General features: G+C 50.9%; 23 protein-coding genes and 1 pseudogene. 15 read left to right on the plus strand and 9 right to left on the minus strand.

What is annotated here, in order from left to right; translation table 11 throughout:
• Nucleotides 1-151 precede the first annotated feature (151 nt).
• From E1B03_RS11415 to E1B03_RS11465, 11 genes are all read left to right on the plus strand, one after another.
• On the plus strand, nucleotides 152-1738 hold the full coding sequence (locus E1B03_RS11415; protein ID WP_133086242.1) for an ABC transporter substrate-binding protein: 1587 nt from the start codon (nucleotides 152-154) through the stop codon (nucleotides 1736-1738).
• Nucleotides 1738-2712, plus strand: a complete 975-nt coding sequence (locus E1B03_RS11420) for an ABC transporter permease (protein WP_103770296.1) — start codon at nucleotides 1738-1740, stop codon at nucleotides 2710-2712. Before E1B03_RS11415 ends, E1B03_RS11420 begins: the two co-directional genes overlap by 1 nt.
• A complete protein-coding gene (locus E1B03_RS11425) occupies nucleotides 2702-3514 on the plus strand; it encodes an ABC transporter permease (RefSeq protein ID WP_103770272.1) in 813 nt (270 codons plus the stop codon). Before E1B03_RS11420 ends, E1B03_RS11425 begins: the two co-directional genes overlap by 11 nt.
• The gene (locus E1B03_RS11430; protein ID WP_103770271.1) at nucleotides 3508-4302 is read left to right on the plus strand and encodes an ATP-binding cassette domain-containing protein; all 795 of its coding nucleotides are present in this window, start codon (nucleotides 3508-3510) and stop codon (nucleotides 4300-4302) included. Before E1B03_RS11425 ends, E1B03_RS11430 begins: the two co-directional genes overlap by 7 nt.
• Complete coding sequence (locus E1B03_RS11435) at nucleotides 4286-4903, plus strand: ATP-binding cassette domain-containing protein (RefSeq protein ID WP_103770270.1); 618 nt, start codon at nucleotides 4286-4288, stop codon at nucleotides 4901-4903. The genes E1B03_RS11430 and E1B03_RS11435 overlap by 17 nt, the downstream gene beginning before the upstream one ends.
• Before the next feature lies 1 nt (nucleotide 4904).
• A complete protein-coding gene (locus E1B03_RS11440; RefSeq protein ID WP_103770269.1) occupies nucleotides 4905-5420 on the plus strand; it encodes a phospholipase D family nuclease in 516 nt (171 codons plus the stop codon).
• A 116-nt stretch (nucleotides 5421-5536) separates the two neighbouring features.
• Nucleotides 5537-6148, plus strand: a complete 612-nt coding sequence (zinT, locus tag E1B03_RS11445; protein WP_246044166.1) for a metal-binding protein ZinT — start codon at nucleotides 5537-5539, stop codon at nucleotides 6146-6148.
• Between the two features lie 139 nt (nucleotides 6149-6287).
• Nucleotides 6288-6926, plus strand: a complete 639-nt coding sequence (gene leuE / locus E1B03_RS11450) for a leucine efflux protein LeuE (protein WP_016152793.1) — start codon at nucleotides 6288-6290, stop codon at nucleotides 6924-6926.
• Nucleotides 6927-7099: 173 nt separating this feature from the next.
• Entirely contained in the window at nucleotides 7100-7462 is a 363-nt protein-coding gene (yeaR, locus tag E1B03_RS11455) for a DUF1971 domain-containing protein YeaR (protein ID WP_003030735.1), read from the plus strand.
• A gap of 3 nt (nucleotides 7463-7465) precedes the next feature.
• The gene (locus E1B03_RS11460) at nucleotides 7466-7648 is read left to right on the plus strand and encodes a DUF1869 domain-containing protein (RefSeq protein WP_003832433.1); all 183 of its coding nucleotides are present in this window, start codon (nucleotides 7466-7468) and stop codon (nucleotides 7646-7648) included.
• A 218-nt stretch (nucleotides 7649-7866) separates the two neighbouring features.
• Nucleotides 7867-8511, plus strand: coding sequence for a hypothetical protein (locus E1B03_RS11465; protein WP_133086244.1), 645 nt, complete (start codon nucleotides 7867-7869; stop codon nucleotides 8509-8511).
• Nucleotides 8512-8561: 50 nt separating this feature from the next.
• Here E1B03_RS11465 and fdhF read toward each other — a convergent pair whose 3' ends face one another.
• A complete protein-coding gene (gene fdhF / locus E1B03_RS11470; protein WP_133086245.1) occupies nucleotides 8562-10709 on the minus strand; it encodes a formate dehydrogenase subunit alpha in 2148 nt (715 codons plus the stop codon).
• Nucleotides 10710-11068: 359 nt separating this feature from the next.
• On the opposite strand from fdhF, the gene E1B03_RS11475 reads away from it, so the two are divergent.
• The gene (locus E1B03_RS11475) at nucleotides 11069-11317 is read left to right on the plus strand and encodes a GlsB/YeaQ/YmgE family stress response membrane protein (protein ID WP_003832440.1); all 249 of its coding nucleotides are present in this window, start codon (nucleotides 11069-11071) and stop codon (nucleotides 11315-11317) included.
• A 48-nt stretch (nucleotides 11318-11365) separates the two neighbouring features.
• On the opposite strand, the gene yoaJ is transcribed toward E1B03_RS11475, so the two are convergent.
• From yoaJ to E1B03_RS11490, 3 genes are read right to left on the minus strand one after another with little or no spacing between them, the layout of a single operon-like run.
• Entirely contained in the window at nucleotides 11366-11440 is a 75-nt protein-coding gene (gene yoaJ / locus E1B03_RS11480; protein WP_099530266.1) for a protein YoaJ, read from the minus strand.
• Nucleotides 11441-11442: 2 nt separating this feature from the next.
• On the minus strand, nucleotides 11443-11541 hold the full coding sequence (locus tag E1B03_RS11485; protein WP_032941789.1) for a YoaK family small membrane protein: 99 nt from the start codon (nucleotides 11539-11541) through the stop codon (nucleotides 11443-11445).
• 47 nt (nucleotides 11542-11588) lie between these two features.
• A complete protein-coding gene (locus E1B03_RS11490) occupies nucleotides 11589-12614 on the minus strand; it encodes a sensor domain-containing diguanylate cyclase (RefSeq protein WP_133086246.1) in 1026 nt (341 codons plus the stop codon).
• A gap of 186 nt (nucleotides 12615-12800) precedes the next feature.
• Here E1B03_RS11490 and E1B03_RS11495 point away from each other — a divergent pair, with 186 nt between their 5' ends.
• Entirely contained in the window at nucleotides 12801-13049 is a 249-nt protein-coding gene (locus tag E1B03_RS11495; RefSeq protein ID WP_103770264.1) for a putative hemolysin, read from the plus strand.
• Between the two features lie 7 nt (nucleotides 13050-13056).
• Here the strand turns inward: E1B03_RS11495 and E1B03_RS11500 are convergent, their stop codons facing one another.
• Nucleotides 13057-13404: a DUF488 domain-containing protein gene (locus E1B03_RS11500; RefSeq protein WP_133086247.1), complete on the minus strand. Its 348-nt coding sequence runs from the start codon at nucleotides 13402-13404 to the stop codon at nucleotides 13057-13059.
• 195 nt (nucleotides 13405-13599) lie between these two features.
• Here E1B03_RS11500 and E1B03_RS11505 point away from each other — a divergent pair, with 195 nt between their 5' ends.
• A complete protein-coding gene (locus tag E1B03_RS11505) occupies nucleotides 13600-14307 on the plus strand; it encodes a CTP synthase C-terminal region-related (seleno)protein (RefSeq protein ID WP_133086248.1) in 708 nt (235 codons plus the stop codon).
• A 36-nt stretch (nucleotides 14308-14343) separates the two neighbouring features.
• On the opposite strand, the gene E1B03_RS11510 is transcribed toward E1B03_RS11505, so the two are convergent.
• Nucleotides 14344-15531: a CynX/NimT family MFS transporter gene (locus E1B03_RS11510; protein WP_103770261.1), complete on the minus strand. Its 1188-nt coding sequence runs from the start codon at nucleotides 15529-15531 to the stop codon at nucleotides 14344-14346.
• Nucleotides 15532-15630: 99 nt separating this feature from the next.
• Between E1B03_RS11510 and E1B03_RS11515 the strand changes: the two are divergent.
• Nucleotides 15631-16429 (plus strand): annotated as a pseudogene (locus E1B03_RS11515) (AraC family transcriptional regulator).
• Here E1B03_RS11515 and E1B03_RS11520 read toward each other — a convergent pair.
• The 3 genes from E1B03_RS11520 to dgcJ all read right to left on the minus strand — a co-directional run bounded on the left by E1B03_RS11520 (nucleotide 16406) and on the right by dgcJ (nucleotide 19029).
• Complete coding sequence (locus E1B03_RS11520) at nucleotides 16406-16852, minus strand: DUF441 domain-containing protein (RefSeq protein WP_042308914.1); 447 nt, start codon at nucleotides 16850-16852, stop codon at nucleotides 16406-16408. The pseudogene E1B03_RS11515 and the gene E1B03_RS11520 overlap by 24 nt on opposite strands.
• 138 nt (nucleotides 16853-16990) lie before the next feature.
• Nucleotides 16991-17494, minus strand: coding sequence for a YbaK/prolyl-tRNA synthetase associated domain-containing protein (locus E1B03_RS11525; protein WP_133086249.1), 504 nt, complete (start codon nucleotides 17492-17494; stop codon nucleotides 16991-16993).
• Between the two features lie 44 nt (nucleotides 17495-17538).
• A complete protein-coding gene (gene dgcJ / locus E1B03_RS11530; RefSeq protein WP_133086250.1) occupies nucleotides 17539-19029 on the minus strand; it encodes a diguanylate cyclase DgcJ in 1491 nt (496 codons plus the stop codon).
• Between the last annotated feature and the right edge of the window lie 88 nt (nucleotides 19030-19117).

Here is a 19117-nt window from a genome sequence, read left to right on the forward strand (position 1 = left end):
AAAGTATGATAATTTTGGAAAATCGTCATACTTTTCTGCGCCGCATCATTTTTTTCGTCATTTCTGTCCGCCATAATCCCTTTCCCAGGAGACCGTTCAACGACCAGGAATCGTTACGCGGTATAAAAATAACGCAAATCTGGACAACAAAATGATCAAAGGCAAGCTGGCACTGCTTACGTGCGTATTGACTCTCGCATTAACCTCACCATTACTCGCGGCGCAAAATGCGAGTGAAGGTCAGACGTTAAAGTTGGCAATTGGACCGGAACCAACGGAAGGCTTTGACCCGATGCTGGGCTGGAGTCATGGCAGCTATTTGCTTTTGCATGCACCATTATTAAAACAAAATGCAGATATGAGCTGGGGAAACCTGCTGACGGAAAAAGTCGCGACCAGCGCAGACGGCAAAACCTGGACGTTGACGTTAAAACCTGACCTTAAATTCTCTGATGGTTCGCCGCTAACCGCCGAAGACGTGGTGTTCACCTATAACAAAGCGGCAAAAAGCGGTGGCAAAATTGACATGGGCAACTTTACCCACGCCAGTTTGAAAGATAACCGCACGGTAGAAATCACGCTACGTAGTCCGCAGAGCACCTTTGTGAATGTGCTGGGTTCTTTGGGGATTGTTCCGGCGAAACGATATGACGAAAAAACATTCGCCAAAAATCCGATTGGTGCGGGTCCTTATCGACTGGTGAGTTTTCAGCCGGGACAGCAGTTGATCGTGGAGGCTAACCCCTGGTATGCCGGTAAGAAAAATGATTTCAATAAGCTGGTGTTTGTCTTCCTGGATGAAGATAACGCTTATGCCGCAGCGCGCAGTGGCCAACTGGGACTCGTGCGTATTGCGCCATCCATGGCAGTCGCCCCTCAGCAGCAGAATTTGAAACTTTGGGTACGCGACAGCGTGGAAAACCGGGGCATTGTGTTTCCGATGACTCCTGCAGGTAAAAAAGATGCCAATGGCAATCCGATCGGCAACGATGTTACGGCTGATATCGCCATCAGACGCGCCATCAACTACGCCATCAACCGTAAGCAGCTTGCCGACCAGGTTATGGAGGGGCATGCGATTCCGGCGTATAGCGCGGTTCAGGGCCTGCCGTGGCAGGGGCAGTCAGTCGCGTTCAAAGATGGCGACAGCGAAAAAGCACGAACGATTCTGGAAGACGCCGGCTGGAAAGTAGGAAAAGACGGCGTACGTGTGAAAGACGGTAAAGAGGCTCGCCTGACGCTGTGGTACGCCAGCGGTGACAGTACGCGTAGGGATTTAGCCGAAGCCGTACGTGCAATGCTGGAACCGGTGGGTATCCAGGTCTCGTTGCAATCCGGAAGCTGGGAAACGGTTGAGCGGCATATGCATGCGAATCCGACGCTGTTTGGCTGGGGAAGCCTCGATCCGATGGAGCTTTTCCATCACTACAGTAGTCAGGCCGCAGGCGTGGAATACTACAATCCGGGGTATTACAGTAACTCGGTTGTTGAACAGCATCTTAAACAGGCCATTGACGCCCCGGACTGGCAAAAAGCATTGCCTTTCTGGCAACAGGTGGAGTGGGATGGCAAGCAAGGGGCCGGCGTGCAGGGTGACGCTGCCTGGGCATGGTTGCTGAATATTCAGCACACTTACCTGGCAAATCCATGTATTGACTTAGGGAAAGGCGCACCGGAGATTCACGGTAGCTGGTCACTACTCAATAATCTGGATGAATGGACCTGGACCTGCCGTTGATGAAGTCTGTTGTGGGCCATTTTCTCCGGCTGATAGTGCTATTAGTGCTGGTTGCGGCTGGCACTTTTGTGCTGCTCAGCTTCTCTCCGGTCGATCCGATCCGCGCCTATATCGGCAACGATCTCCTGCACGTGCCGCCGGAACAATATGCGCGGATCGCCGCTCGCTGGGGATTGGACCAGCCGCTATGGGAGCGTTTTGGTCACTGGTTTATACGGGTATTGCAGGGCGATCTCGGTTATTCAATGTTGTTTAATGCGCCGGTTTCCAGCGTAATTAAGGAACGTTTTGCTACGTCGTTTGCGCTGCTTGGCGGCGCGTGGCTACTCTCCGGCATACTGGGAACTGCACTGGGATTTGTTGCGGGCCGCTACCTGAATCGCTGGCCGGATAAAGCAATCTGTCGCCTCAGTTATCTGCTTTCTTCGCTGCCGACTTTCTGGATTGGCATGTTGCTGCTGGCGTTATTTGCCGTGCGCTGGCCGGTATTTCCGGTCTGCTGCGCGTGGGAGCCTGGCAACAGCGGTGATATGGCCACGTTGACTGAGCGTCTACGCCATCTTGTGCTTCCTGTTTGTGCGCTAAGTTTGCTGGGGCTGGGACAAATTACGCTTCACACGCGGGAAAGTATCGCCAGCGTGATGAAAAGCGATTTTGTCCGTTTTGCGCGTTCTCAGGGAGATAAAGGTTGGTCGCTGTTGCGTCATCAGGTTCTGCGCCATGCCATCACGCCGGCGCTGTGCCTGCAGTTCGCCTCGCTGGGAGAACTGCTGGGCGGCGCGCTGCTGGCGGAAAAAGTGTTCGCTTATCCGGGACTGGGACAGGCCACTATTGATGCCGGGTTACGTGGCGATCTGCCGTTACTGATGGGGATTGTGTTGTTCAGTACCGTATTGGTGTTTATTGGCAACTCGTTATCTACCTGGTTTGTTCGTATGTTGAATCGTGCTCTGGAGCGACCTGATGCTCTATAACCCAACGCCGACGCTGATTCGTCTTCTGTTCTCTTTTAGCTGCCTGCTAGGCATTGCGGTGTATGGTGCACTGACGCTGGATAATCCGTTAGGCGTTAATTTGCTTGCCCGTCATCTGCCACCTGATGCGCTGTACTGGTTTGGTACCGATAACCTCGGTCGCGATCTGTGGATCCGATGCTTTCAGGGCGCGCTAACCAGTCTGCAAATTGGTATTGGCGCGGCGTTGTGCAGCGGTTTCATTGCATTAATGATGGCGGCGGTTTCGCGCATCCATCCGCGTCTGGATGTGCTTATGCGTCTGATTACCGATGCCATGCTGTCGATGCCGCATCTGCTGTTGCTCATTTTGATCTGCTTTACGCTGGGGGGCGGGAAAAATGGGGTGATCATGGCGGTTGCGTTGACCCACTGGCCGCGCCTGGCGCTGATCCTGCGTGCCGAAGCGCAACGTGTGGCCCACAGTGACTATCTGACGTTAACCTGGCGTCTGGGACACGGACATTTTTACTGCTGGCGGCAGCATTATCTACCCGCATTATTACCTCAATGGATAACGGGAACATTGCTGATGTTTCCCCACGCGGTATTGCACAGCGCGGCGTTAAGCTTTCTCGGTTTTGGGCTTGCGCCGCATGAACCGTCGCTTGGGCTGCTGCTGGCGGATGCGCTGAGGTTTATCAGTCACGGCGACTGGTGGTTGGTGCTGTTTCCAGGGCTGATGTTGTTCAGTCTGGTGATGTTATTCGATCAGCTCGCAAGGGCGGTACAGCGTTTATGGTTACGAGGTGACGCATGTTGAGTTTAAGACAGGTTTCGCTGGAGGTGGCGCGTTATCGCTGGTACGGCGCGAAAAACTGGACGTCACTGTTGCAGGATATCTCTTTTGATGTAGCACCTGGTCAGATGGTGGCGCTAGTTGGGGGAAGTGGGGAAGGGAAGAGCTTGCTGCTGCAATGCTTGCTCGATCTCTTACCGGATAATTTGCGCTTCCAGGGGGCTATCACCCTGGAGGGCAAAACGCTGGACAACGATGATATTCGCAAATGTCGTGGCAATACCTTCAGCTATGTCCCGCAGGGCGTTCAGGCGCTCAACCCGCTGCTCTCAATTGAAAAGCATCTGCGCAGGGCAAGCCAGCTTTCTGGCCAGCAATGGAATACTGGAAAGATTGAACACTTGCTCCAGCGTAGCCAACTGGAAAACCGTGTATTAGATGCCTTTCCGCGTCAGCTTTCTGGTGGCATGGCGAAACGTGTTCTGGCCTGTCATGCGTCGCTAAGTCAGGCGCGCTATATTCTGGCGGATGAAATTACCGCCTGGCTTGATGCTCCGCTGGCTAATCAACTGCTTGAACAACTGCGCGAGCTTTGTGATCAAGGGGCTGGCGTTTTATGGGTAACGCACGACCTCACGTTGGCAGCGCGCCATGCGGACCACATTGTTGCGCTTCATCAGGGAAGGGTTTCGGATAACGTCAGCCGGGAGCAGCTGTTACGCGGAGAGATTAGCGAGCATCTGCAGCGCCAATGGCGGGCGCTGCCTGAAAGAAATCAACTTTTTGGAGCGCGCGATGCTGTGCTGTCGTGATGTTACGATTTGTCAGGGAGAAAAGGTGTTATGGCAAAATCTAACCTTCTCCCTGCGCCCTGGAGAACGTATTGGGGTTTGCGCGCCCAGCGGAACCGGTAAAACGACCCTGGGACGCGTGCTGGCTGGCTGGCAAAAACCGATCTCAGGCGACATTCTGGTTGATGACCAACCGCTGCCGATGCACCAGTATTGCCCGGTTCAACTGGTACCACAGCATCCGGAATTAACCTTTAACCCGCGGCGCAGCACCGGCGATGCGGTTCATGATGCCTGGCGGCCTGATGCTGAAATGCTAACCCGCCTGCATATCAACCCAGAGTGGCTAACCCGCCGTCCCGGACAGCTTTCTGGCGGTGAGCTGGCGAGAATTGCCATACTTCGCGCGCTGGATCCGCGGACGCGTTTTCTTATTGCGGATGAAATTACCGCCCAGCTCGATCCTTCCATTCAGCGGGATATCTGGATGTTACTGCTTGAAGAATGCCAGCGTCGACCATTGGGTATGCTAATTATCAGCCATCAGCAGGCGCTGCTTGATCAGATCAGCACGCGGGCGCTACCCTCATCGGCTTGTACCTCTTTTCAGGCAAATAACTAACGTGATCTTAAAAAACATCGCTGTGGCTGCGCTAATGTGCGGGGCAGGTGCTTTTGCCGCGCATGCTTCCATTCAGGTTGGCTTTTCACCGGAAGGTTCGGCCCGGGCTTTAGTGCTGAATACGATTAATCATGCGCAGCACAGCATCGATATGATGGCGTATTCATTTCAGTCTGCAGATATTGTTCAGGCCCTCGTAAACGCTGAAAAGAGAGGCGTTGTGGTTCGGGCTGTTATCGACAAGAAACGAAACCAGGGCAAGGTTAGCCAGAAGGCCATCGCTTTTGCTGCCGCGAATGGGGTTGATGTGCAACTGGATGGTCACTACCACATCCAGCATGACAAGGTAATGATTGTTGATGGCGACACGCTGGAAACCGGATCGTTCAACTTCGCCAAATCCGCAGAATTTGACAACTCTGAAAATGTGTTAGTTGTGCGTGACGAACCTGCCGTTATTGCGCAGTATCAGGCCCATTTTGACAACCGTTGGAAAATCGCGCACCAGAGAGGTTGAATAATTCACAACGGCGTTGATTTAAATGTAATGTTATATTATAACAATTCACTCGCAAATGATTTGAGGGTGAAATTTTGGCTATTCGTTTCAGGAAACTGACCATCGCTCTGGGGATGCTTTTAGTCAGTGGTTCGGTTTTGGCACATGGTCATCATTCCCATGGTGCGCCAATGAGTGAAGCAGAACAAAAAGCGTCGGAAGGGGTATTTGATGATAACCAGGTGCAGAACAGGGCGCTGACCGATTGGGATGGCATGTGGCAATCTGTCTATCCGTATCTGGTCAGCGGCGAGCTTGATCCAGTGTTCAAAAAGAAAGCGGAGAAAGATAAAAATAAAACTGCAGAACAAATTAAAGCTTATTACCGTACAGGCTATGCAACCAACGTAGACACTATCGGCATCGAAAATGGTGTAATGGAGTTTCATACCGGTAATCAGGTGGCATCGTGCAAATACGACTATGCCGGGTATAAAATCCTGCACTATAAATCAGGCAAGAAAGGTGTACGGTATCTGTTTGAGTGTAAAACCGCTGACAGTAAAGCGCCTAAATATGTGCAATTTAGCGATCATATTATCGCGCCGCGTAAATCGAGCCACTTCCATATCTTTATGGGAAATACCTCGCAGGCAGCCTTGCTTGAAGAGATGGAAAACTGGCCGACCTATTACCCTTATCAGTTGAAGGGTGAGGAGGTTGTGGATGAGATGTTGCACCATTAATCCAGGCTAACCTTATCTGTACACACCCGCCGCCAGTGGCGGGTTTTTTAATTCATAGCCTTCTCTTTCCATCACCTGTCGCATTCGTTAGCATATTGTATCGCAGCAAGTGCATGTGTTTTTTCAGGAAGAGGTTAACGTGTTTGCAGAGTATGGAGTTCTGAATTACTGGACGTATCTGGTGGGGGCTATTTTTATTGTGCTGGTACCGGGGCCAAATACGATATTTGTGCTGAAGAACAGCGTCGGTCGGGGAGTGAAGGGCGGTTATCTCGCCGCCAGCGGTGTGTTTATCGGTGATGCTGTATTGATGTTCCTGGCCTATGCCGGTGTTGCCGCATTGATCAAAACAACGCCCGTTTTGTTCAACATCGTTCGTTATCTCGGCGCGTTCTATCTGCTGTATCTTGGCGCGAAGATCCTGTATGCAACGCTGAAATCGAAAGCAAGCGACGCCGCGCCTGAGGAAGTCCCGTTTGGTGCTATTTTTAAGCGTGCATTAATTCTGAGTCTGACGAACCCCAAAGCTATTCTGTTTTATGTTTCGTTCTTCGTGCAGTTTATTGATGTCAATGCGCCGCACTCTGGGCTGTCATTCTTTATTTTGGCTATTACGCTTGAGATAGTGAGCTTTTTTTACCTGAGCTTCCTCATTTTCTCCGGCGCGTTTGTGACGCAGTATATCCGTACGAAGAAAAAACTGGCCAAAGTGGGTAATTCTCTTATCGGTCTGATTTTCGTTGGTTTTGCCGCTCGTCTGGCCACGCTTCAGTCGTGACGCTATTGGCCCGCTAGTTGCGGCGGGCCTTCAATATGACGCTTTGCTTTTCATTGGTAATCGTATGGTTATAACCAATAAATGGTATTTTAAATGTATATTTTGAGGCGTACCCTGTGTACAGCAGCGGTTCAATAAGACTCGCTGGTTGTCGACTGGAAAAGGGAAGAAAAATGCTTCAAATTCCACAGAATCATATCCATACACGCTCTACTCCATTCTGGAACAAAGAAACGGCGCCTGCCGGAATTTTCGAACGCCACCTTGATAAAGGAACCCGTGCCGGGGTGTATCCTCGACTTTCGGTTATGCAGGGGGCGGTCAAATATCTCGGATACGCAGATGAACATAGCCCGGAACCAGTAGAAGTGATGGTGATTGAAGCCGGTCAGTTTGGCGTTTTTCCACCGGAAAAATGGCATAACATTGAAGTAATGACCGACGACACTTACTTTAATATCGATTTTTTCGTTGCCCCGGAAGTTCTGATGGAGAGCGCAAATCAACGAAAAGTCGTGCGCACCGGCAAGGAGTAAATCATGGGTAAAGCAACCTATACCGTAACAGTGACCAATAACAGCAATGGGGTTTCTGTTGATTATGAAACAGAGGCACCAATGACATTACTGGTGCCTGATGTGGCAGCAGAAGTGGTTAAAGATCTGGTCAACACCGTGCGTTCGTACGATACCGAGAATGAGCACGAAGTCTGTGGATGGTAGACGTTAGTTACTGCTACTGATTGAATACACTCGTTTTTAGATTAATAACCGCACTGTGTTTCGATGGCGCAGTGCGGTTTTTTTATCCGCGCGAAATACGGATATGTCCGGAAAAAGATTCCTTAAGATAACCTTAAGAAATTCGCATTGTTTGCTAATAGTTGATCATTCACAGGAGTTATGATCGCGGAACAGTAACAATACAGAACATCGCGCTTATGAAATTTAATACCCGACTTACATTATCCGCAATCATTCTTGGAATGGTCATCGTCGCGATTCCGTTCACCGCGAACTGGCATCTTCCGCTGCTCAACGGGACTGTCGTCAGATGGATTGAAAATGGCCAGGCGCTATGGCTGCTGTTTGGTGCGGTATTTACTCTCTGCTACATCCGGCCCTTATCACGTCCTGAAGGTGAGAAACAATTTTGGCTTTGGGCGGCAGTGTGGTGGCTGGTATTGCTGGGGCGAAGCACCAGCTGGGGGCGTGATTATTTCCCTGAGCATCCTAAACTCTTGTTCAGAGCTATCTCTGTCGTATTAATTGCTTTAATTATTCTACCCGTGCTGTTGTCCAGGCGCTTGCGTCAGGATATCGCCCGACGCGTGCGCAATGAACCGCTACCGCTCTGGCTGTTAGCGATCACCACCTGTGCATTTTTGATCTCCGATACAGTAGAGCATCATCGTTTGCTGGCACCTCTCTTTCTGCACAATCCCCAGTATGGTGATCTGATAGAAGAATTATACGAACTACCGTTTATGGCGGGGTTATTTCTGATGAACCTCGGTTTTATGCAGCGGGATAAGCAGGAGAACATGGCTTCTATCCGCTTCAGTGAACCACAACTGGTGAAGTAATAAGATAGCCTGAGTCTGGAAAAACAGACTCAGGCGGCAAGGGCGGTGACTTACGCAATGGCCTCACACAGGCGTGATTTCATGTCGCTATACGTTTGCGCGGCATATTTTTCTGCCCATCCCTGATCGGTAATGTGCTCGATATTCACCGCGCAATATTTGGTTTCCGGCGTTTTCGAAATAGGATCCAGATTATCCTGGGTTAACTCGTTACACGCGCCAATCCACCACTGATAGGTCATATAGATCGTTCCGGCATTGATGCGTTCGGAGACATCCGCGCGGCTGATGACCTTACCCCGACGCGAGCTGACCCACACCAGGTCGCGATGACGAATACCCATCTTCTCTGCATCATGGGTATTGATTTGCACATATCCTGGCTCGTCTGCCAGCGCTTGCAACGCTGCGCAATTGCCGGTCATCGAACGACAGGAGTAGTGCCCGACCTCACGCACCGTACACAATACTAGTGGGTATTTTTCGTCAGGAACTTCCGCTGGTGCCCGCCACGGAGCGGCAAACAGTTTGCCTTTGCCATTGGCGGTATCAAACTGGCTGTGCGCGTAAAGGTATGGTGTTCCAGGGCTTTCGAGATCCGTGCATGGCCACTGAACATGACCCATCTCACCCATTTTCTCATAGGTTACACCGTAGAACAGTGGGCACAGCTCGCGCATCTCATCCCAGATTTGCTGGTTATTTTGATACTGCATGGGATAGCCCATTTCGCTGGCCAACAGGCTGATAATCTCCCAGTCACGCTTTACATCACCGGTGGGTTCAATCGCTTTCTCAAAACGCTGGAAGCCGCGATCGGCGCAGGTGAAGACGCCGCCGTGTTCGCCCCATGAGGTGGCAGGCAGGAGAACATCAGCCATTTCCGCGGTTTTGGTCATAAAGATATCCTGCACGACGACAAAATCGAGCGCGTTAAATCCTTCGCGGACCAGACCTAAATCGGCCTCGGTTTGCAGCGGATCTTCACCCATGATGTAGTAGGCTTTGATTTTACCTTCGAGAGCCAGATGTGGAACCTCGGTGATACGGGTCCCGACCTTGTCATCCATCTGATTAACATCGATGCCCCAGGCGCTGGCGAATTTCTCCCGAACTGCAAAATCGGTCACGTCCTGATACCCCGGGAACTGGTTAGGCAACACCCCCATATCGCACGCGCCCTGCACGTTATTTTGCCCGCGCACCGGGCCAACGCCGACGTTCGGTCGCCCCAGATTCCCGGTAAGCAACGCCAGACTCGACAAACCGCGAACCACGTCAACGGCCTGACCAAATTGGGTGACACCCATCCCCCACATCACGGTTGCCGATGGTGCTGCGGCAAATGTACGCATCGCCTGACGAACCTGCTGTGCGGGAACGCCGGTCAAATGTTCAACGGCTTCAGGCGCATAGTCCTTAACGATTTCCCAGTATGTTTCCAGCCCTTCTGCATGTTTTTGCACATATTCGCGATCGTAGAGTTGCTCTTCGATCAGAACATGGCCAAAAGCGTTAACCAGCGCCATATTGCAACCGTTTTTCAACTGCAAATGTTGGTCAGCGATACGGGCAGTTTCAATACGACGCGGATCGCAGACAATGATTTTTGCACCATTCTGGCGAGCCTTAATGACACGACGCGCCACGATCGGGTGTGAGTCCGCACAGTTATAACCAAAGATCAGCAGGCATTTTGAGTTTTCAATGTCGCTGATGGAATTGCTCATGGCGCCATTACCTAACGTTTCCTGTAATCCGGCAACAGAAGGGCCGTGGCAGACACGGGCGCAGCAATCGACATTGTTAGTATGGAGCACACCACGGGCGAATTTTTGCATCACGTAGTTGGTTTCATTCCCAGTGCCTCGGGAAGAACCGGTGGTCATGATGGCGCGAGGGCCATAGGCATCTTTGATTTCAGATAAACGTTTTGCGGTGTAACGAATGGCTTCATCCCAACTAACGGGAGTGAATTTTCCACCTTTTTCATAACGGATCATCGGGCGAGTCAGACGGGGAGTCAGAAGGCGAGTGTCGTTAAGAAAGTCCCAACCATAGTAGCCTTTCAGGCATAACTGATTTTGGTTTGTTACACCCTCAGCGGCTTCGGCGCGGATGATTTTGTTATTTTCAACGACAAGCTTAAGCTTGCACCCGGCCCCACAATATGGGCAAACACTGGTGATTTTTTTCATCAATAACAGACCTGTTAAATGCTGAAATAGCGCGAATTGTAGACGCAGCCACGCGATAAACACGCGGACTACGATTTGTCGTAGCGACGGGCTGTTTAAGCACAAAGTGTGCCAGAAGTGAAAACCCAGCAATAACGGGGCTGACGGCAATAGAGTTAAGCAGAATGACTGACGATTCGACATTAATGACGAGTCGCGACAAAAATGCAGCCTGTCAGTCACGAGTCTAACCTTATGAAACATCAGAAAAAGATGAAAATTTGAAGTGATGACGATCACAAATTTTAATTTTTCAGCGCTATGCTATGCTTTTATACAACGAGTGAATCGTTAATTTAAAAACATAAGTGAGGAAAATTATGGGCATTATTTCATGGGTGGTTTTCGGTCTTATCGCTGGGATTTTGGCAAAATGGATTATGCCGGGGAAAGATGGCGGCGGATTCTTCATGACTATTATCTTAGGGGTTGTCGGTGCGGTAGTGGGGGGCTGGATCAGTACCTTCTTTGGCTTTGGTAAAGTTGATGGTTTCAACTTCGGCAGTTTCGTCGTAGCGGTTATCGGTGCGATTGTGGTGTTGTTTATCTACAGAAAAATTAAAAGCTAAGCAAACATACTGAAAAGAGAGGCCACTGATGAGTGGCCTTTTTTTGGGTTACCACCAGCCCAGTTCCGTTCCCAGAACGACAATGATAGCCACCCCAATCATAATAAGCGTTGTTTTTTTCATCGTTATGCTCCCGGCGCAGCGTAGCCGCCAATAAAAAACCAGGATAAGAAAACGACAGCGGAAATGAAAATGATGACGGGGAAAATAATACCGAGTCGCATGCGATTATCTGCCAGAGTTATTTAAAGACGAGCCAGCATAGCAGGGCTTAATGTACGACAAAAGGGGTTTTCCCCTGGCGCTTTTTATCTTTGTACATTGCGCTGTCTGCAAGGTGAAGCGCACAGTTTACATCAGTCTCAAGCGGATCGATTTCCACGACGCCCAGACTGGCGCCAGGATAAAACAGATGAATGTCACCCAATTGGTAGTCGCCGCAAATTTGTTGTTGCAGCTGATTTCTCACCTGCTGCAGACGATCGCATCGATCGCTTTCACTTTCCGGTGACAGGCTAACAACTAAAAATTCGTCACCCCCCAATCGCCCAAGGATATCATTGTCACCGCATACGCTAAGCAGGCGCTGGCCAATCTGGATCAGAAACTGGTCGCCAACCTCATGGCCAAAACGGTCATTAATCAATTTGAAATCATCCAAATCAATATAAGCGACGACTACCTTCTGTCTGAGGTGGTGAGCGAGCGAAAAAAGGGTCTCAACATTTTCAAAAATTGCACGCCGATTGGGTAATCCGGTCAGGGCATCGGTGTAGGAATGGGCGATCAGTGCGGCATTCGCTTCACGCAACTGAGCCACCAGCGACTCTTTTTGAATCGACTGGGCGATCAGGCCCGCAAACAGATGTAACACCTGTTCGCCACGTTGGCTCAATGCCTGCTGGTGACGACTGGTGGCGCAGAGCGTTCCGTAAAACGTTCCGTCGGGAAGATGAACCGGAGTGCTCAGGAAGGTAGTTATCTCCAGCGCGCGTGCGGCAGTACACTCCGGCCAGCGGGCGGGTACGTTGTCGCTGTACAGACAGTTTTCGTCTATGGCGCGTTTACACAGCGTCTCATCCCAGGGTACGGACAGCCCTTCCGGGATCTGCATCTGCTTGCTATTGCGCGCGTACAAAATATGCTGCAGGCGGGCATCTAAATCGACCTTGGTTAAATAGGTAGATTCCATCTCTGTCACCACTTCCAGCATCTCCAGAAGTTGGCGAACCAGACTCTCAACTGACTGCTCCGTAGCTAAGGATTGTGAGACTCTGGCAAGGATCATGTCCGACATGAGGTGTAAATGCTCCTGAGTAATGACTGGGCTGACGTTGCCCGCATGATAGAACATCAAGGTGAAAGATGAAACACGCCATCCAGCTCAAAATGTAAACATAAAATGGATAGCTGGCAGGAAAACATGGAGATAGATGGGGAGTCGGGGTAATCTGCCGGGATAAGGTTTTTAACAGGAGTAGATATGAAACTGGCGTGTATTGTTTTGCCCGGCCTGCTGGTGCTGGCGGGATGTACCACTCAGCCTGAAGCCCCTAAACCACCGAAAATTGGCATGGCGAATCCGGCATCGGTGTATTGCGAACAAAAGGGCGGCACGCTGATTGCGGTACAGACCCCGCAAGGCGTAAGGTCGGATTGCAAACTACCCGGCGGGGAAGTGATTGATGAATGGGCGCTTTGGCGTAGAGATCATCCGGCAACGGGCCAGTGATGCGCGGTCAGCATTGACGTAGCCACTCAGCGAGTACCCGTGCGTGGTTTTGCTGGGTATTTTTCGCCGCATACAGTAGCGTTAAGGTTTGCTGTCGGGCAATCTCTGCGAGACGCTTGCCTTCCTGCTGCTGTTGGGCCAGTTCAGCGCGGTATTGTTCGCAAAAGTGCGAGAAATCAATTAATTCTGCGTGGAACGCCTTGCGTAAATCAGATGACGGCGTAAGCGCTTTATTCCATTCATCAAAAACAAGGTCGGTCTTTTTCACCCCGCGCGGCCACAGCCGGTCGACCAGTACGCGATAACCATCATCTTTTTCCGCTGGGTCATACACGCGTTTACATTGAATTTTCATCTTTTCATCCGCTCCATTAAGCCACCGCGATATATTTCATCACCTTTATTACGGTTAAATAAGATCGTAAAACGTGACCATTATAGCATTCTGCCCGACCTGACTCCCAATTTAAGGGATTGTGATACCAACGAAAAATCGGTAGGCTGAGGCTCCTTATAGTGTCCCTCATTGTCTGGACCTAAGGAAAGTTTAATGGAAATTTCCCCAATTAAAGATACGCTTCGCATTGCGCTGGTGGGCGATTACAGCCCCGATATTGTGGCGCACCAGGCTATACCTCTTGCCATCGATGATGCCGCTGCCGTCCTGGAGTTAGTGGCTGATTATGACTGGCTAACCACATCTGATATCAGCAGCAGTGAGGATTTGATCGGCTATGATGCCATCTGGGTCGTTCCGGGTAGTCCATATCGCCATCTGGAAGGGGCGCTGATTGCGATACGCTACGCGCGTGAAAACAGCATCCCGTTCCTGGGTACCTGCGGCGGTTTTCAACATGCGATTCTGGAGTATGCTCGCAACGTGCTGGGCTGGAGCGATGCCGCCCACGCGGAAACGGACACCACGGGTCGGATGGTGATCGCACCATTGACCTGCTCGCTGGTAGAAAAAACGGATGATATTGAACTGCGGGCCAATACGCTGATTGCCAAAGCCTACGGGCGGGATGTTATCACCGAGGGTTATCACTGCAACTATGGCGTAGCGGAAGATTTTGCCGCCGAGCTTGAAAGCGGCGATCTTCGGGTGACCGGTTGGGATGAGGCTGGTGATATCCGCGCCATTGAGCTGGTGACCCATCCATTTTATGTCGGCACACTGTTTCAGCATGAGCGCGGTGCGCTGGCGGGAAAACCCGTGCCGTTAGTTCAGGCTATGCTGCGCGCAGCACGCGGATAAAATACGGGCAGGTTGTTAGCGAACCTGCCCGCAATATTATGCGCTTGCGATTTCCCGATTGCGCCCTGCGCACAAACCAAACACCGCCATCAGCATCGCTAGCACGGCGACACCCGCTAATGGAATCAGCCAGCTACCGTTGAGGTCGTGAATTTTACCCATCAGCGGCGGCCCACAGGCGGCCAGTAAATACCCGACAGACTGTGCCATGCCGGACAGGGCAGCAGCCTGATGCGCGGAGCTTGCGCGTAGGCCAATAAAGGTCAAGCCGAGGATCATCGTTGCGCCTGAGCCAAAACCAAACAGGATAGTCCACAGCAAAGCCTGGTCGGGCATTGTCGCGAATCCCGCTGCGCCAACGGCGCACATTAATGAAACCAGCGCGGCGATGGCACGCTGATCCTTAAACTTGTTCAGGACGAGAGGGATCAATAACCCAGGTGCGGCGGTCGCAAGCTGCAGTAAACCATGCAACGAACCGGCCTGCGCCTCGCTGTAGCCGTGGCTGATTAAAATAGCCGGTAGCCAGCCGATGATCACGTAATAGATTAGCGAATTTATCCCAAGAAACAGCGTTACCTGCCAGGCGAGACTGGAGCGCCAGATCGCGCGGGAATGCAGAGCGCGCGAGTTGCTCAAACTGGCATTGGCCGTCTGGCGGCATTGGGGTAACCAGATAATTAGCGCCAGCAGCGGAAAGACCATCAGTACCATCAGCGCGCCGTGCCAGCCAAACCCGTTCAACGCCAGCGGAACCACAATAGCTGAACCCAGTGCCGCCGCTGCGCCCATGGTCAGCGAGTATGCGCCAGTGAGTTTCGCCACATGCTGAGCAAAATCACGCTTAATCAGTCCGGGTAAAAGCACATTTCCCAACGCGATTCCGCAACCGATGATGGCGGTGCCGCTAAACAGGAATCCTGGCGAGGGTAGCGAACGTATCGCAATACCTGCGCAAATCAGTAGCATCGCGGCAAACAGGCTGCGTTCGATGCCCCAACGGCGCGCAACGGCGGCAGCCAGAGGGGATACCAGCGCAAAGGCGAGCAGTGGCAGAGTGGTCAGAAGTCCCGTCTGGGCGGTGCTCAGACCGTAGTTGGCGCGAATTGCATCCAGCAACGGGGCTGCACCGGTAAAGGTGACGCGCAATGTGGTGGCAATCATCAGGATCCCTGCAATCAGCAACGCTGCTTTTTTGCCGCGGGAGGAAGGCGTATTTGTCATTTTTTTCTCATATCGTCAGGCGAGGCGGTACTTTAGCGTTTTTACTCATTGGATGAATCAAGCTAAAATGACAGTTTATCGCTAAAAGCGGACATTTTTATGTTAGGACTGAGACTGGATGGGTATGAGCCAGACCTTCATCACGATGCGGCGGTGGCATTTTGTATACAGGCCCAGGAAGATGAACTCTTCAGTCCGCTGCATCAGCATCGTAAGGGGCAATTGATTCTGGCGTTGCATGGCGCGATCACCTGTGAGGTTGAAAATGCTATGTGGATGGTGCCTCCACAATATGCGGTATGGATCCCCGGTGAAATTCCACACAGTAACCACGTTACCGTTGACGCGCAATTGTGCTTTTTGTTTATTGAACCGCAGGCAGTCGTGATGCCTGAACGCTGCTGCACGCTGAAAATCGCCCCGTTATGCCGGGAGCTTATTCTGGCGCTGGCGTCCAAAACGGATGCGCAACGGCTGGAGCCGGCAACCCAGCGACTGACGCAGGTGTTATTTGATGAACTCCCGCAGCAGCCGCAGGAGCAAATGCAATTGCCGGTTTCCGATCACCCGAAAATTCGCAGAATGGTCGCGACGATGGAGCGCGAGCCGGCGCAATGGCAGACGCTGGGACAGTGGGCCAGCGTATTTGCGATGAGTGAGCGGAACCTTGCCCGTCTGGTCGTTAAGGAAACGGGATTGAGTTTTCGCCGCTGGCGTCACCAGCTACAGCTAATTCTGGCGCTGCAGGCGCTGATAGATGGTCATAACGTGCAACAGGTTGCGCAAATGCTTGGTTACGATTCGACCACGGCATTTATCACCATGTTCAAAAAAGGCCTGGGGCAGACACCAGGCCGTTATCTGGCTGGGCTGGCTACTGCTTCCCAACAATCAATGACACCAAACCTGCCGCAATGAGCGGTCCCACCGGCACACCGCGAAATAGCGCCACGCCCAGTACCGTGCCCACCAGTAAACCAGCAACAAGCTGAGGCTGGCTGCCCATAAGCGTAACTCCGCGTCCGCCAAGCCAGGAGACAACTACCCCGACGGCAATCGCGACCAGTGATTTCCAGTTCACAAAGGAGTGGATGAGCGTGGAGGGCGGTAGTGTTCCGCTGGCAATCGGCGCCATGACGCCAATGGTCAGAATAATAATCCCGACGGTCAGGCCCTGTTTTTCTATCCACGGGAAGAAAGTATTCAGAGGGGTAACACGGACAATAATCAGCACCAAAATTGAAACAGCGACAGTGGTGTTGTGGCTGACAAAGCCCAGAGCTGCCAGTCCGAGCAGGATCAGCAGAGTGACATCAAACATCGTAGTTTCCTTGCCAAAAGAAAAAATAAGCCTGCTTACTGTACGCGTAAACGCGTGACGGAACAGGCTTTTTTTAATGATTATGATTTTTTTTGGGCTAACGCACGAAGCTATGTTTTTTACTGCTAACTCTGGCTGTTATTGTTCACGGCGGAACGGGATTAATTCCGGTTGTGCGATACGCAGGTAATCTGCGGTATCCATGATCACGGATTTTTCCAGCACCCCGGCATTGAACGCAATTTCATTAAAACGCGCAAACAATAGCGGATCGGCCACCAGCTTGAGATTTGGATGGAAGCTAAACGGTGGGATAGCGCCAAATACGCAGCCTGTCAGTTCATCGACTTCCGCCGGGCTGGCAAGTGATGCTCTTAACCCGCCGATATGACTGGCTAACAGACTCAGGTCGGCCTGCTGATCGGCAGACAGAATCGCCAGTACGTGCTGATTAACGCCGTTGCCCTTGACCTTACAGACCAGCGCCTTTGCTCCCTGGCCCAGCGCGGTACCACGAATTTCAGAAACTGCCTCACATTTGCCGACGGCTTCATGGCTTACCACGCGATACGTCGCGCCTTGTTCTGACAACAGCGAAATTAAACGCTGATGCGTTGCGTTACCTTTGTTCACTTCCGTCATGACTTACTCCTGGTACAATAATGAATATCCTGTCAGAAAAATGATTACGCACCGGCGCGTTTTTTCTGTTTGTTCAGGTAGAGCTGTGCATCGGATGCTTTGTAGGCATCATCAATGGTGTCGTTTGGCTGCATATTATAAATCCCGGCGGAGAAGCTGATTGATATATCTTGCGCAATAATTTGTAAGTTATAGCGAATCCTTTCCAGCAGGCGGGGAGTTAATTCACCAGGATGGTCGATGAGAATAATGCAAAACTCATCCCCACCGAGGCGGATGGCATAGTCGCTTTTGCGAATCGAAGTTTGAATGGCTTTGGCCAGAATGGTGATAATGCGATCGCCTTCCTTATGTCCCAGCGTGTCATTAATGACTTTGAGTTTATCGCAATCAATGGCGATAAAGGTCACGAGGGTGCCTGAATTTACCAACTGCTGTAAACGCTGTTCGAGCGTTGGTGTTAAAATTTTACGGTTATAGAGCCCGGTCATTGCGTCGCTGATATTTTCCCGCGTGACGTTGTGATACAGCCGAAAGTGTGTTCTGACCATATTCAGCAGCAGTATTGTTGCCAGCAGGTAGAAGGCGAATATTTTCCATGATGAGACAATAAAATACATAAAATCAAGCGATAACGTGATGCGTATGCCGCCGGGTATGTCCTTTTCGTAGTGAACATAGCGAAACAGGTTGGTCTCGCTTTGGTGCACGAGTATTTTTTTACCAGAGTTGATGTCCGAGAGCGTCACGTTAAGATAGCGCCAGACGAGAGGGCGGTCGCTGGTATAGAAGATATTTTTTAAATTCTCTTTGTTGATATCCACCATCACCACGCCTTTTAACTTACTGGCGTAGTAGACCGGTGTTAAAAAGCTCATTACTTTTTTCTCGGTCAGGTTATCTTCATAAATACTGGAGATTACCGTGCGGCCAGTAAAAATACCGTCAATATCATTCTGGTCGATTCCGAGGGTGCCTTTTTGCAAAAACGACCAGTTGTGTATCGCAAATTTTCGCGAGTCGACCAAATCATAGAAATAGACGTAATTATTTTTGAGATCAACGTAATAGCGAAATTTATACTCCAGCGTACCTAATCCTTGACCGTAATCTTTCTGCTCACGATTAACATTTACCGCCTGATCAAAAGAGGGCAGCAGGAATATGTCTTCAAGTTTTTCATTACATTTCGTCGAGGTGGTCTGCAGCGTACCGTGTAATGGCGGGTAGCTATGCTTTGTGAGGTTGAGCCCATGAGTACCGTTAACGCTGTCAAAAGCAGTGCAAAGTTCTTTTTGTTGTTCGATAGAGGCGGGTTCCTGAGGGGATGAAAAAGTGCGCATCAGATGGGCAGCAATGCTTTGATTAGTATACTTATCATAGAGAAACGACGAGTCTGCTTTCTCATTGATATAGCGCATGTACGCATTCATTGCTTTATCGCTGGCAATGAGCTCATAAACCAAAAAAGAAGACGTCAAAACAATTACGCTGACGGAGATAAAGAGCCTGAGCGCTTTATGATGCAACTTCATAATGAATTACAGCCCATGGGTTAGAGATGCGATTTTACCACATGCTCCACATTCGCTCTAACGAAGCGGCGGGATAAACCATTGCAAA

This window comes from Citrobacter arsenatis (genome assembly GCF_004353845.1).
Classification (GTDB): Bacteria; Pseudomonadota; Gammaproteobacteria; order Enterobacterales; family Enterobacteriaceae; genus Citrobacter; species Citrobacter arsenatis.